11 protein-coding genes and 1 pseudogene are annotated in these 15,162 nt (G+C 41.2%); 3 read left to right on the plus strand and 9 right to left on the minus strand.

Annotated elements, in window-relative coordinates:
• Positions 1 to 70: 70 nt before the first annotated feature.
• Positions 71 to 1,234: a DUF4317 domain-containing protein gene (locus tag GC096_RS08045; protein ID WP_171629713.1), complete on the minus strand. Its 1,164-nt coding sequence runs from the start codon at positions 1,232 to 1,234 to the stop codon at positions 71 to 73.
• 491 nt (positions 1,235 to 1,725) lie between these two features.
• Here GC096_RS08045 and ant(6) point away from each other — a divergent pair.
• Positions 1,726 to 2,550: pseudogene (gene ant(6), locus GC096_RS08050) on the plus strand (aminoglycoside 6-adenylyltransferase); the annotation flags it as partial.
• Positions 2,551 to 2,664: 114 nt separating this feature from the next.
• Here ant(6) and GC096_RS08055 read toward each other — a convergent pair.
• A complete protein-coding gene (locus GC096_RS08055; RefSeq protein WP_171629714.1) occupies positions 2,665 to 3,204 on the minus strand; it encodes a kanamycin nucleotidyltransferase C-terminal domain-containing protein in 540 nt (179 codons plus the stop codon).
• Positions 3,205 to 3,540: 336 nt separating this feature from the next.
• Between GC096_RS08055 and GC096_RS08060 the strand changes: the two genes are divergently transcribed.
• Together GC096_RS08060 and pdxR are read left to right on the plus strand one after the other, a co-directional pair.
• A complete protein-coding gene (locus GC096_RS08060; protein ID WP_171629715.1) occupies positions 3,541 to 3,750 on the plus strand; it encodes a hypothetical protein in 210 nt (69 codons plus the stop codon).
• 595 nt (positions 3,751 to 4,345) lie between these two features.
• Complete coding sequence (pdxR, locus tag GC096_RS08065; RefSeq protein ID WP_171629716.1) at positions 4,346 to 5,782, plus strand: MocR-like pyridoxine biosynthesis transcription factor PdxR; 1,437 nt, start codon at positions 4,346 to 4,348, stop codon at positions 5,780 to 5,782.
• 77 nt (positions 5,783 to 5,859) lie between these two features.
• Here pdxR and GC096_RS08070 read toward each other — a convergent pair whose 3' ends face one another.
• The 7 genes from GC096_RS08070 to GC096_RS08100 form a co-directional block, all read right to left on the minus strand.
• Positions 5,860 to 6,771, minus strand: coding sequence for a dihydrodipicolinate synthase family protein (locus GC096_RS08070; RefSeq protein ID WP_171629717.1), 912 nt, complete (start codon positions 6,769 to 6,771; stop codon positions 5,860 to 5,862).
• Positions 6,772 to 6,797: 26 nt separating this feature from the next.
• Complete coding sequence (locus GC096_RS08075) at positions 6,798 to 7,640, minus strand: carbohydrate ABC transporter permease (RefSeq protein WP_171629718.1); 843 nt, start codon at positions 7,638 to 7,640, stop codon at positions 6,798 to 6,800.
• Between the two features lie 2 nt (positions 7,641 to 7,642).
• Positions 7,643 to 8,581 carry a carbohydrate ABC transporter permease gene (locus tag GC096_RS08080; protein WP_171629719.1) on the minus strand — a complete coding sequence of 313 codons (939 nt, stop codon included), beginning with the start codon at positions 8,579 to 8,581 and terminating at the stop codon, positions 7,643 to 7,645.
• 41 nt (positions 8,582 to 8,622) lie between these two features.
• Positions 8,623 to 9,933 (minus strand): ABC transporter substrate-binding protein, encoded by a 1,311-nt coding sequence (locus GC096_RS08085; RefSeq protein ID WP_171629720.1) that lies wholly within the window; start codon positions 9,931 to 9,933, stop codon positions 8,623 to 8,625.
• A gap of 25 nt (positions 9,934 to 9,958) precedes the next feature.
• A complete protein-coding gene (locus tag GC096_RS08090) occupies positions 9,959 to 11,644 on the minus strand; it encodes an extracellular solute-binding protein (protein WP_216626059.1) in 1,686 nt (561 codons plus the stop codon).
• A 119-nt stretch (positions 11,645 to 11,763) separates the two neighbouring features.
• On the minus strand, positions 11,764 to 13,188 hold the full coding sequence (locus GC096_RS08095) for a helix-turn-helix domain-containing protein (protein ID WP_171629722.1): 1,425 nt from the start codon (positions 13,186 to 13,188) through the stop codon (positions 11,764 to 11,766).
• A complete protein-coding gene (locus GC096_RS08100) occupies positions 13,181 to 14,878 on the minus strand; it encodes a sensor histidine kinase (protein ID WP_171629723.1) in 1,698 nt (565 codons plus the stop codon). Before GC096_RS08100 ends, GC096_RS08095 begins: the two co-directional genes overlap by 8 nt.
• Positions 14,879 to 15,162: the final 284 nt, after the last annotated feature.

The following is a 15,162-nucleotide window of genomic DNA, read 5'->3' on the forward strand; positions in this document are numbered from 1 at the left end:
GCTGTATACCATTATTCATTAAAAAACGGAGCCCGCAAACCCGCGGCGCTCCGTTTTTTTAGAATTCAAACTACAAATCCTCCGTATTAAGCGTAAATCCTTCGATAATGACGTCTTCATCAACCTCGATCAAAATACATCGTTTTCCGTGATAATTCACCTGTTTCACGTATTTCAAATCTTGCGGACTGACTGTAATCGTGGCGATCTTCGTATCAATCTTAATCGATTTTGAAGTGAACTTCGGCATGACGCTGCTCGCTTTGATTTCGTAGTTTTTGTCGTCGACAACGTTTTGGAATGCTCGTTCCACCTTTTCTGTCGTCACATTCTCCACGCCACTCGCCGACAGCATGCGTTCCACATCTTTATAATCCAGCTTTGGAGGCTCTTCCTCCTCGTTGGATTCGATGACCCGATGAATTTCCTCGTACACATGAGCAATCGTAGCGGCATCAAGCTGATCCCCTGCCAATTCATTCACGATATCTTCAAAAATGGCTCTCTCTTCTAATGCTGTCACGGTCTTCTCGGCATTTAAGACTTGCTCGATGTATTGCCAATTCGGTTCATGCGCTCTGCCCGAGCAATACAGAATGCGATTCACGTCGGAGTAGTTGTCCGTTACACTAGGATAGAAAAAACCTTGCTCCGGCGTGTTCAATTTGATGATCGGATCTACGAAGACATTATACTTATATTCCCTCTCCACATAGTCAAACATGAGCGTTTTCTTTTGTTGTTCCGTAGAATTCACGCTGCACAGAATGAATAGATTCGCGAACATCTCGTTCTTTTCGCTCTCCATGGCATCTTCGTTCCTACTCTTGGTCGGCCGTGAATATTGTCCACGAACAAAAGTAACCACAGTATCCTGCTCGTATACGGTATCAACCAACATTTTCTCCACCAACAAAAGCATCAGATCTTGCCATTCTTCCGCATTACCGGTCACCAAACCTTGATGCAGAAGCACCTGTGTAGGCTGCTCCGCTTCGTCCTGAAACTTTAACTCATACATCTTCTGATCTAATTCGCCGGTCAGCAGTTTCTTGAAATTGAGCATATATAGTTCCTGCTTTTCCCTTTCGACTAAGGCGAACGGTTGGCGCTCAAAATGGTAGATCTCGTTGGTTTCCTTCATGATGTACACGTTTAAAATATCGTGAATTTTAAGCATTTCGTTATCCAATTTAAAATGCTTCCGAATATGTGCGATTTCTTTCTTTATCATGGTCCTGTAGACGCTCCTATGAAGTAAAATGGACTTCCTAAATGCTCAAATCATAACAAAAGCCCTTCATGAGAAGGGCTTCCACCGTTGCTTCCCTTTATTTCAGATCCAAACTAAAAATGAACAGCACTTCATATATCTCGTAATTGAACATATAGCGATAATTGACACTACTTATGAACTACTTCCTGTATGTTAATTCATAATTATAGATTTCTCAACAATTTTGAGTAACTATCTTCAAAATAAATAATAATTGTAATGTTCAGGCGTACATTTACATTATAAATACGGATCCCGCGACCGAATTGTGCTCATTGTGTACTCTGCCTAATGATGAGATTAGGCTCTAACACCGTCAGTTTTGTCACTTTTTCTTTCTGAATCAATTTGGATAAAATTAACATTGCCTGCTTGCCTAGTTGTTCACTTTACTGCGAAACCGTCGTAAGTTGGCAATCTTGGTTACATGCTGTGACTGGCACGCCGTATTGGTAACATTGGAAGGGTCACGCACAAACAAAAATATTCCCCCTGATACCTTCCAAGATTATGACATCTCTTACTTTGTAACAGATGTTGATTCTTTCAAGGAAATTGATCAGTGGCTTCGAGTTTTCGGGATTCGTGTTATGATGCAAAAACCCGAAGATATGGAGCTTTTCCCATCAGAATTAGGTAATTGGTTTTCATATTTAATGCTTTTTGAGGATGGAACTAAAGTAGACCTAACACTTATTCCCATTAATGAGGTGGAAGATTACTTTACCAATAGCGACGGCTTAGTTGAGGTATTGCTTGATAAGGATACTTTGGTTAAACACGAAGTGATCGTAAATGATCGGCAATATTGGATTAAAAAGCCAACAGCAAGAGAATTTGATGATTGTTGTAACGAGTTTTGGATGGTTTCAACCTACGTAGTAAAAGGATTAGCGAGAAAAGAAATACTTTTTGCTATTGACCATTTAAATGAGATAGCAAGACCAAATTTATTGAGAATGATGGCTTGGAAAATCGGGTCTGAGCAAGGATACACCTTTAGTGTTGGGAAGAACTATAAATTTATAAATCGTTACCTCCCAAATGAAGACTGGGATAAACTCCTATCAACCTATTCAGAGAATGGATATCAGGAAATGTGGAATTCATTATTAACTTGTTATGAGCTATTTAGAACATACTCAAAAGCTCTGTCAGAAAGTCTCGGGTATCCGTATCCAGATTATGATGAAACCATTACGAAGTATACTGAAAGTATTTATTCTTCGTTAGGTAAACTATGGGCGGCTTTACTTATAGATAAACTTTGTTAAAATGGAATGTTTTGAATATAGTTCATCCTGCTGGGTCTTGATCATTCGCATCCAAAATCCCTCCAGAAGTAAAGTAAAAGCCCCCTTGTGAAAGGGAGCTTTGGCTTTTGCGGGTCAAAAAGGGATTCTTTTTGTACTTATTACGTAGTCATGTTCGGCTGCCCACTTCACGAGGCCATTCCAGAAATTTTCACAAACTGAAACGATTTTTGAAGGTTCTGATAACTCTCCAGACATCACCATTCGCACAACATTGTCGAATCCTTCTGGACGGCTAGGGAGTTCCAACGCTTCCGGTAAAACCATTGAGCCAGTCGAGAAAAGTTTTTGGTTGTGTAACCCTTGCGTCAATGGCCAACTTCCTTCAACCGTAGAGGCAGTTTTAAGGAGAACGTCCGCACTTCGGACTTCCACTTCTGCTTTCCAAGGCCCCGCCGACCATTCATAGCTAAAATCTACGGATTCGCTGGATTCATTTAGTACGCAAAACATCTCAATGTCTGAAAAGGGGCCGTCCGTACCTCTGGAAACAGAACCATAGACTCCAATGGCAAGGATTTTTTCTCCATACACCTCGTGTAATCTCGAGGCAATTTCGTGGCAGGTTTCAAGTCTTTCATTTCGAGAAATATTTACAGGTCCATTCATGTGCATTAGTGTGCATCTCCCTTTGATTTATTTGGGTGAATAGTCACTAACACATGGATGGAGGACCTCGGGCTTTGGCTTAGCGGGGGACTTTTTGGGGATGCATTTGATTTCCTCCTACAAAGTTTTCTTATGGAAATTGTACCCAAGACAAGTTATTTTGACAAGGTGTGGCGCGCGTTTCACAAAAAAACTTGCCGGTACAGACAGCGCGGAGAACCCTTAACATAAAATGAATTGGATGGATATATCGATTGCTAATTGGATGGTTACATCCCGTGGATGAACTGATACTATGATTCTGAAAGTATCGTTTTCAATAACTTAAAGGAGTGATAATTTATGTCGTTATATCTTTACTATTTTATATTTGCTGCTATTTTAATTACTGGTGGAGTAGCAACAATAGCGATTGGACACTCTAATTCAAATAAAGAAGGCAATCCGGGATATGATCGCCAAACAAAAAGCATATTCGTTAATCTTACTCTTTATTATGCGGTTATTATCCCTCTAGGATTAATAGCTTTGATCGTTTATATTGTAAAATGAAAAAGAACCTTAGTTCAGTAACTCACTGTACTAAGGTTCTTTCGTTTCTTTTTATAGCTGAAATAAAGCATTACTTCTATAAAAAATGGTTTATTAGAAAGAAAAAGAACCCTGAAAAAATGGAAATAAAAAATATAATTGTTAATGGGAGAAGTCCATCCAATTTCTGCTCATAATTGTTGCTATGTGAATTATTCATTCTTATTCTCTCCTTTTTTCACGTTATTACTGTATTGATTCTGGACTTTTTACATTCAATTTCACGTTCATCTTCACGGATGAGACGAGCCCCACCTATAGCGATAAGCAAAGGACTTGATACGAGCGCAATGCAAAGCATAATGAAAGATAGCAAAGCTGTCACTGGTCCATCTCCTTCCCTCAGTGAATAACACCAAGATTACTTAATAACTATCATAAATTTGAAGAGGACGAATGTAACCAACCAATTACTCAGTTTTTATGCCAACCAATATTGATCTAATCCATGTTCACAGAATGCTAAAGAAGAAAACATCGGTTATTTTTCATAAAAAGTGGTATTATAAATGTAAAATTGGTCTGGTTTGATCTAATATTCAAGGGGATTTTTAAGATGTGGAAACCTGATCGCAGTAGTAAAAAAGCTCTATATGAGCAAATAGCCGACTATCTCGAGCAAAGAATTTCCTATGGGGAGTTTCCTCCGGGCAGTTTGCTGCCCCCCGAACGAAAACTTGCTGAACAATTTGATGTGAACCGCAGCACTGTCATTTCAGCATTCGCGGAACTGCGATCTATGGGGATTATCGAGAGCCGCATTGGTAGCGGAACTCGGGTAAGTACATCCAAATGGGGGGCCACTCCGAAACATACGCCAAACTGGAGTCGGTTTGCTGAAGGAGGAAGCTTTCTTCCTAACCTGCCTTTTTTACGGAGGATCCGCGAAGCGCTAGCTCATAATCCATCATTAATCGATTTTGCGAGCGGTGAGCTATCGGCTGATCTAGCTCCAACTGATGAAATCGCTGCACTCATGAGTAATAACGCATACACGTCCTATTTGGGTTACGTTAACCCTCAAGGTTCAACTCCATTAAGAGAGGCTTTGGTTGATTATCTAACTAATTATCGAGGAATCCGGACAACAGAATCCTCCATTCTTATCACATCGGGCTCTCAACAATCGTTGTTTTTAATTACGCAGTGTCTTCTGTCTCCAGGTGACGCAGTTGCCATAGAAGATCCTTCCTACTGCTATTCGCTGCCCATGTTTCAATCTGCTGGCCTTCGCTTGTTCCGCCTCCCAGTCGATAATCATGGCGTACAGCCAGAGGATATTCGCACTTTATACAAAAAACACCGTATTAAAATGGTGTTTTTGAATCCGAATTACCAGAATCCAACTGGAGCGGTACTAAGCGAAGAAAGACGCAGACGTCTTCTTGATATCATTAGTGAATTAGGACTTCCAGTAGTAGAAGATGATCCCTATAGCTTAACCTCGTATGACGGTGTCCCTCCTTTGTCACTCAAATCCATGGATACGACGGGTTCGGTTCTATATATTGGTTCATTCTCCAAGATCGCAGCTTCTGGCTTACGAATAGGATGGATGGTAGCTCCTCGTTCTATAGTGGAAAGGCTAGCCGATGCTAGGCAACAGATGGATTTTGGATTAAGCATCATTCCCCAGCAAGTTGCGGGGCAATTTTTACAGTCAGCTTATTTTGCTCCTCACTTGGAGCGTTTGCGAATTCAGCTTCAATTTAAACGTGATTTACTCATCGAATCTTTAGAAAAGGAACTTTCAGGTCTGATTGAGTACGTGGTGCCCGTAGGAGGCATTCATTTTTGGTGCAAATTGATTCCGAGTATTCCAGACGGTATATTGTTGGAAGAATCCATTAAGAAAGGTATCGTCATGGTACCCGGGAGTGTTTATGGTTCCGATTCGGGATACGTGCGCTTTACATTCGCTAGGGCGAAGTCAGACGAGATTGCATTGGGGATATCCAGATTTGCTGAAGCACTACGTGAGCTGATTAAATGAAGACTTATAATGAATAACCCCATCCTCCAATGAGATAGGGTTATTTTTATTTCAAACCTTTTGAAAGTAAATATGATCTATAACATCTGTTTCATGTACAGATTAAACCTTCTGAATTGCTCAATTTCACGCTCATGCGTTACCTTGAAATCAGAAGATTTCTTACCGCGACTCTTCAAGGTAATATCTAATCCCTCCAGTTGTAAATAGTAACGGGTGCCTATTTGATAATGCCTTCCTTCATATAAACAGGATGCTCCCAAATAATTTTGCAACCACTCTGCTTTTTGCGGGTCCTTATTCCAGTTATCGGTTAACCAAGCGTACAAATCTGGTTGAAACGTAGCCAACATCCCGCTATATCCACCACCACCTACTTGCATAACCTCGAGCACATGTGGATTATTGGCAACAAATACTTTGAGCGGTGTCCCTTCGGTAGCCTTGATCTTAGCCTTGATTTGCTCCAAATTATTACTGCACTCTTTCATAAAAGTGAACCGTCCTGTTTCGCCGCACCATTTCAACAATTCCGGGGACAACAGTCTCTGATATGGATTTGGGCATTCGTACAGACCGAATGTCACTTCAGGAAATTGGGCTAGCACCTTCTCAGCATTCGCCTTCCATACCTGCTCGTCCTCATGCTCTTGAGCAAGACGATTAGTTACCAGGACAACAGCGTCCACACCCGTTTGTGAAATTGCTCTAATCTCCTCCAGCTGTTGCTGAAACGATTCAGATATATGCCCCGAAGCCACAACTGGAACACGTCCTGCTGCTTTCTCTTGTACAAATCGCGCTACGGCGACTCTTTCTTCCAAACTAAGCAGTATCATTTCACTGGACTGACAAACGGCGAATAAACCATGAACGCCTTTATCTATGTACCAGTCGATTAATTGTTCGAGAGCGGTATAATCAATTTCATTGTCATTCGTATATGTCGTTAGCATAACAGGCCACACACCATTAGGTATTTCTTTCATTTTACTTCCACCTCTCATCATTATGTTTATCCTTTAATCCCCGTTGTGGAGATGCCTTCTACAAAATATTTTTGGAGCGAGAAGAAGATGACTAATGCAGGCAATAAAGCGACAACTGACATGGCGAGTAACGGTCCCCATGCCGATTCCCCCGATGAATCCAAAAATAGCCTAAGTCCTAAAGGTACCGTAAACAGCTTTGCTGAATTTAAATAAAGTAGTTGGGTGAAAAAATCGTCCCATGTCCATACGAATGTGAACAAAGCTGTTGTAATAAGCGCAGGCGTACATAGCGGTAATATGATACGTGCATAGATTTGCCATGGACCACATCCGTCGATTTTAGCCGATTCGTCCAGATCCTTGGGGAGTCCACGTATAAATTGGATCATCAAGAAAATGAAGAAGGCCTCTGTACCCAACCATTTCGGGACAAATAGTGGGAAATAGCTGTCGATCCATCCTAGATTACGGAATAGTACGTACTGCGGAATAATCGTTACGTGATGGGGAAGCATAATTGTCATCATCATTAACCCGAACCAAACCTTTTTCAAGATAAAGTTCATTCGTCCGAATGCAAACGCTGTCAATGAAGTAGATATTAAATTACCAATCACGCATAGTAGACAGACAACAAAAGAATTAATAATAAAAGTGCTGAATTTATTTCTAGCTATTCCTGCCCAGCCTTTCACATAATTGTGTAAGGTAAATTCAGAAGGCCAAATACTTGGATCCGAGAATATCAAATTGCTTGGTTTAAATGAGCTCGCGATTAACCACGCTATCGGATACAGCATAAGAACCCCAAGTGAGATAATGACCAGATGCAGCAGCCAAGCGCGACTCCCCAGACTTTTGGTCATCACTAGTTTCCTCCATCCCCGTATGTGACCCAGTATTTGGACGATAGGAAGATGAGTGCTGTAAAAATTGAAATTATAATCAGCAGTACCCAAGCCATCGCCGAGGCATATCCCATTTCAAAGTAAGTAAATCCTTTCATATACAAATACAAGGTGTAAAATAAAGTAGAATCGATAGGTCCTCCAGTACCCCCGCTAATAATAAAAGCCTGAGTAAATGACTGGAAAGCGCCGATAATTTGAATAATAATGTTGAACAGCAACACGGGCGTGAGTAACGGAATCGTAATTTGAAAGAATTGACGTACCTTACCTGCTCCATCAACTTTGGATGCTTCATAATATTCATGTGGGATTTGCTTCAAGCCTGCTAGAAAAATAATCATAGATGAACCAAACTGCCACGCTGCTAATAGTGAGACTGAAAACAGCGCGTATTTCGGATTGGCCACCCAGTCCGGTCCTTGATAGCCGAACAGGCTTAGTAGAATCTGGTTGATCACCCCATCCCCACTGAACATTTTTCGCCAAAGTACGGCAATGGCCACGCTTCCACCAAGCAAGGTCGGGATATAATACAGTGTGCGATATATCCCGAGTCCCTTTAACCCCATATTAAGCAGCATTGCAATGGCTAAGGCAAAGCCAAGTTTGAGCGGTACAGAGGTGAACACGAATGTAAACGTAACTTTCAATGAATTCATATAATGAACATCATTCGTAAACATTGTTTTGTAATTATCAATTCCAACCCATACCGAGGGCTTTAACATGTCATATTTGGTGAAGGACAAGTATAAAGAACTGATCATCGGACCAAGTGTAAGCAGGAAGATCCCAATTAACCAAGGTAGGAGAAAAAGGTAGGCAGCTATATTATCCTTCCAAGCTCTCTTCAGTTTGTGACCTAATCCTTTGTTCGTAGCAGCAACCGGATTCATCAGGTTTCCTCCCCTTACAGATTAATAAATATGGCATCCGGTTATTTCTTAATTGTTTTATCGAAGGCATCTACGACTTCCTGGGCAGCTTGATCAATGGTAGCTTTATTGAACATCACCTTTTGTGATGCGCTGATAACGGTGTTATTAAACTCAGTGCCATTGGGAAGATCCAAATCTTTAGGACCTGCTTTAGAAATGTAGTTCTCAAAATAACTGTAGAACTTCTTCTCGGTTGCTGTAATCGTTGGTTTGATCATATCGCGAACTGCGGAAGAATTGGGAATGCCGCGCTCACTTCCAAGAATTTTGGCCGCTTCCTCATCATTAATGAAGAAATTGATAAACTGTGCAGCTTCCTTGGGATGCTTCGATGTTTTATTAATTGTCCAAAATTGGCTAGGATGAACCCACAGTCCATTTTTGGCACCTGCCCCTCCGGATGGCAATGCTGTAATCTGCAGCTCATCTTTCATGCCATTCTGGAATGCCGTCAATTGATTCAACCAGCTCATTAGAAATACGGTTTTACCTTTAGGAAATATGGAAGTGTCCACTGATAAATCTGTATAGGTTGACGCTTCTTCCGGCGTTGGGAGCAACCCTTCCTTACGCATGCGATCCCACATACCGTACCATTTGGCGATATCTGCTTTATCAAACCCTGCTTTACCATCCTTATAGATGGTCTTGCCGCTTTGACGCAGGAAATAGTTCATATACAATGAATATCTAGATTGATCGGCAAATGCATAATAACCAGGTCCCAACTTTTGAACGACCTCTTTGCCGTATGCTTCATAATCTTCCCATGAGAAAGTATCCTTAGGTGGCTCCATACCTGCTTTTTTGATGAGATCACTATTATAGAAAAAGCCGATGCCATTCGTGCCAAGACTAATTCCATAATACTTCCCTTGATCTTTCCCAGGCTCCATGAATGCCGGTTCATACTTCTCCAAGTTAATCTCTTTGCTGGTTACATACGGTGTAATATCTAGAACAGCACTGCGTGTCACCAGATCAGTTATGCTTCCAACATTAATTAAGTCTGCAGCATTTCCACCCGCAATTTGGGTATTCAGTTTATCAGTAAATCCATCGGTACCGGAGTATTCAGCATTAATTTTAATATTTGGATATTTCTTTTCAAAAAGTTCAATGACCTTTAAAGTCCGTTCGTGGCGTCCAGCTGTTCCCGACCATGTTGCCCGTAGTTCTACATTCTCCGCCTTCGTATTCTTAACTGCAGCTGTAGTAGCCTGTCCCCCCACTTCCTTATTAGAGCATGCAGGCAGAACAACTAATACGGTGGACAATACTATAAAGGCGATCTTTTGGCTTTTGTTCACAGACAATCCCCCTTGTATGAATGATTCATTTCATGAACTTGCGTTCTACTCTCTTCTGTATCTCTTGCGTAATTGTTTCGCCGCCCTGCTCTTTCCATTGCTGAACAAAATGATCAAAACTATCTAAGGGTGCATTGCCTCTAATAATGTTTAGGAAAGCATCGTGCTCCATACTCTCCAAATGAGTCCACCTGGGATCTATCGTTGCTGCAGAGTCAGAGAACTCACTATATATTCGTTCTATAGAAGCCTGCACAATAACCGACGCGCCGTGTTGTCTTGCTTGGGCGCTAGCCCACGCATCGAGATTTTTCTTCGGATTTTCCTGATCCAGCAGCACATTTTTATACAAGCTTAAATAAGGCGGGGGAAGCTTCTCTGCCAGTATTTTACCTTCTAGCACATTCTTCACAGCTTTATAAGCGCGTCCAGCAGAATCCACATAATCAAGTGGAAGATCAAATGGATAAAGATAACGAGGCTGCACATTATTAGTCTCACGATATGACTTCAGTAATTGTAGCGTCGTATTCTGATCATTTCCAGTTGTGGTTAGGTAGCTATCCACACGTTCGTATTGCGTGAACTGATTAAGCAACCGTATGGCGGCCTCAGGATACGGATAACCTTTCTTAACAACAAGATATCGGTTTGTGATAGGATCCATTTGCGATACAAATTTCCCTTCATTATCCAATGGAGTTGTGTAGGCTCGCCACTCGGCTGTTGTATCAGACTTAATAGAAGCTTTTAGAGGTCCGTACGGTGCAAGCCAAGAACCAATTAAGATACCCGCCTTATTCGCGATGATTAACTCGTTAGGCTCTTTGCGTAGACCGAAATCAGAATCGATAATTCCTTCCTTATACCAAGCAGCTAGCTTAGCCAATGCTTCCTTCGTTTCTGGAGCAATCGAGCCATACTGCATTTGTCCATTTCTATCCCTACGCCAGCTTTTGGGGAATGAATGATATGCCGCAAATACAGGAGTAAAGCTATGATCTCCAGGCATCCCTATGGTATCTTGCTTTCCATTGCCATCAGGATCTTGCTCGATAAACGCCTTGGCTATCTTCTCTAAATCTATTAATGTTTGTGGGCTTGACAGCTGCAGTTTATCCAACCAATCCTGTCGTATCCAAGTAAGGAGTACGGAATCTGCTTCTACCTCAATGTTTGGCAGCGCCATCAGTTTGCCACGAAACGTGACGTCTTTCATGGCAACTCCATGCGTAGAATCATACATTTCTTTTACAAGCGGCGATGCATATTTGCTGTATGCCTCACTGAGGTCAACCAGCATATCCTTCTCTACTAACGTACGAAGTTGCTGCCTATTCACTGTAAAAGCATCCGGTAAATCGTTAGCCGCTATCGCTTCGTCCACCTTTTGCCTGTAGGCATTTCCCTCCCCCATAGCCTGCCAACTGTGAAGAACTTTAATATTCGTCTTGCCTTCAAAATAACGCGACCAAGGATTATCCTCATACGTGTCACCTTGTGCCAACTTGCTTGGTTCATTTGGCAGAGAAAAGGCAATCTTCATGGTTATCGGTTCTTTGTATTTACCAAGTGACAACTCTTCTCCTTTCGCGTTAGCATCACTACATAGCCTGTTGATGGCGTCAGCACAGCTTGGTGGTTGATGGGGGCAGCATGCTGACAAAGTCAGCATCGAAGTCAATAATATGGATAAATGCTTCATGTTCATCTAAGTCCCCTAACTACTGTGCTTATCCTTCCTTGTTATCATACAAGAATAAAGGTTGCCTAAGAGATAGAAAGGGGTTTCAAATCTTTGATTTTTCATCCGCTCTTTGAGAACGAAATTCAACCCTCATCAAACCATTTTCGCTTCCTAGCCATCCGATACTCTGTAGGCAGCATACCTGCTTTCTCTCTGAACACCCTACTGAAATACTTATCATCACTAAATCCTACGGAAGCAGCTATTTCATATATGGCCATGTCGCTAAATTCCAACAAGTTCTTAGCTTGCTTTACACGAAGAGCACGAAGGTAGTCCCCAAACGATTCCTTTACAAGCTTCTTAAAGCATTGACTGAAGTAACTTCGGCTCATATTGACTTCCTTAGCCACTGCTTCCTGATTCAGATCAAAACCAAGGTTCATCTGCATAAGTCGGATGGAGCGAACCAGACTTGACATGACTTCCGTCGTCACGGAAAGCTCATAGGTTTTCAACTGAATATGTGCAGCGTATTCCGCCGACCACCCTTTCCATTCATACCAAAAACGGATCCTTTTCATCGTCGCTGCAAGTTGAGGAGCAGCCGTATGCCAATGAAATACTTCTTCCCAATCACTCACTATTCGCTTTATAACAAGATGAATTTGGTCATATTCGGGGTGAATATCTTCCGTTTCCTCCATCAACATGGACCATTCCGCTTTATTTATAGTCCATGTAAACTGCATCCAGTTGGATAAACAAGCCTCAACAGCACTCGTCTTTTTCCCGCCAAATTGCTGTTCCAAATCTGCATAGGCGATTCGCATTAGAATTGTCTCAGGTCTAAATGTATAAAAAACCATATTCTTAATGCATTTCACAAGTAATCTAGTTACCTGTTCTATCGGCTTTCCATCTAACCCACTTACAAATACGGCACACCATCTACGCAAAACCATATCATCGATGATTTTTACAAGATCGTCATACGAATAGGGCTGACGCAGAGGCAAAAACCATACGTCATCAGCGATTTCTACTATTCTGTGCTTGCGAATAAACGGTTGTTGCAGTAGTTCGGAGCCTGGGGGTGCTTCATCCAACGAACAGAATACGATACCGGAATGTTCCGAATGGTTTTTCGAGTGAGTTTCTGACTGTCTTTCCAGAAGGTATTTCTCCTCGGTATGAATACGATCTACGATCCGCCCCACTGTCTCTTCGAAATTCTCCATGTCCAACAAGGTTTTCACCAAATAGTCTATAGCTCCCAGCCGAAGCGCTTCCTGTACATAATTAAATTCATGGTGACATGTAAGTACGACCGTCCATATTCTCCGTGGCATTACATTCACTTGTTGAATAAGTTCGAAACCCGACATGCCTGGCATCGTAATATCTGTAATTAACAAATCGATCTCAAGCGTCCTCAGCATATCTAAAGCCGACTTACCGTTAGCCGCTTCCCCAATAATATCAATACCTTGAGCTGACCAGTCCACCATGGAAATAATACCTTTTCGTACTAATCTTTCATCATCTACAACAATCGCTTTAATCATCGAAATCCTCCTTGGACATTACTGGAATCTCAATACGGATTACCGTTCCTTTATCTACAATACTGTCGATGGACATCTTACTGGCCTCTCCGTAATACCTTTTAATTAAACGACTTACGTATTGCAACCCAATTCCTAACCCTCTGTTCAAATGTTCATTGTTTGCAGTTAACAACTTGTGAAGCGTCTGCGCATCCATCCCCTGCCCGTTATCCGAAACTTGTAGATGTAGTATGTTCCCTTCATTTTTATGTATGGCCACTTCGATATAATTGTTTCGCTCCCTATTTCCATGATAGATAGCATTCTCAACTAACGGCTGGAGCAGGAACCTTGGAATCGCAGCATTTCTGACACTGGCATCCATATCTAACCTCACGTCAAACTCATGATCATAACGTATCCGTTGCAGCTCAATATAGTTATTTAACGCCTCTACTTCTTCCTGTACGGTTACAATCATACTTTGTTTGCCTAAATTGTAATGCAAGACCTTGACCAGCAATGTTACTAGACGATCAATTTCCTTCTGACCATTCATTCTCGCCAACCATTGTACGGTGTTAAGCGTATTGTGAAGGAAATGCGGATTAATTTGTGTTAACAGTTTCTCAACTTCCAATCGGCTTTTCTCTTTCCCATTTTCCTCTACTTCAGCAATAAGAGCATTAATCTTCAGCTTCATATCCTGAAAATTGATGAGCAGGTGATCAAATTCTTCAACATGTGTGAATTGAACAGGAGAATTTCGATTTTCCGCCATGTAAATAATTTCTTTGTTCAGTTTTTTCATAGGCCTATATATCGTTTTCCAAATAATAAAGGCAAGCAGCAGAGCAAACAATGTCGTTGCTACAACGAGTACTGCGATTTTTCTCAACCAAGCGTAAATTTCTTGATTATACGTTGTTTTCTTAACCGCAATAACGAGCTGCCAACCCTGCTCACTTATCGAATTGAATAACATATACCCTTTATATTCCTCCTCATGGTCTACAGCTTGCTTGATCCGTAAGCTATCCGACTCCGAGAAAGCCTTTTCATTTTCCATGTAGGTAACTTCCCCACGCGCATTAATCAGAAGGTGAGATACTTCAATTCCGAAAGCTTCATGATTCAAAATTTTGCGGAATAAATTATAATTCGTCTCAAGATATACATATAACTTTAAATTATCCTTCGTTTCCAGCTTACGCAGCGAGGAAAAGACAATGTTATTGCTGCTCTTATACATGGTTTTGTGCGGTCCGAAATAGACAGCGCCTTGATATTCCGTAAAATGTGGCAGCGATTTCATGGGAAGGGCGGGATCCACCTGTAAATTCTCAAACTTGTACGGTTGACTGGATTCAGGTTCATAATAAAATATCATACCTAAATTCAGGTTCGTATAGCTGATCATATTTATTTTATCTTTGATGTTTGTCGACATAGTTGCCTTATCGAATGAATCGCCCTGAGGTGTTAAATATTGCTGCACATCGTTCACAATCTTGCCGTCCACGGCAAGCTGCCTTGAAGCAAAATCAAGGTTATTTAATACATTCTCAAGACCAATTCTTTCCTGTGTAAGTGTTGCGAAAATACCATTCTTGATTTTATTCTCAAGTATGGAGTAAATACTTCCGTACGTAATGACAGTTAACAGCATAACAGGTGTTAGTCCAGCAATTAGTAAATAAATGACCAAGCTTCGCTTCAGTGATCTTGAGGTGAAATTGGCAAATCGGTGCCCCTTTTTCAGAAATATAGCAATCGCCTCATTTCAACTTAGATTGATGTACAAGAGTTCCCATTCACTATGGTTATCGTAGTGTTAGATTTTTTAACTGTCAACGTTAAAAAATTGATGCTTGAATGTCATAAAAAAATACAGTTCAGAAATGAATTAGGAGTTTGTGTTTATCAACGCAACAAAAAATTGTGATATTCCATAATTAATTAGAAAACGGAGCCCGCAAACCTGCGGTACTC

Source organism: Paenibacillus plantarum, from assembly GCF_013141695.1.
Classification (GTDB): domain Bacteria; phylum Bacillota; class Bacilli; order Paenibacillales; family NBRC-103111; genus Paenibacillus_E; species Paenibacillus_E plantarum.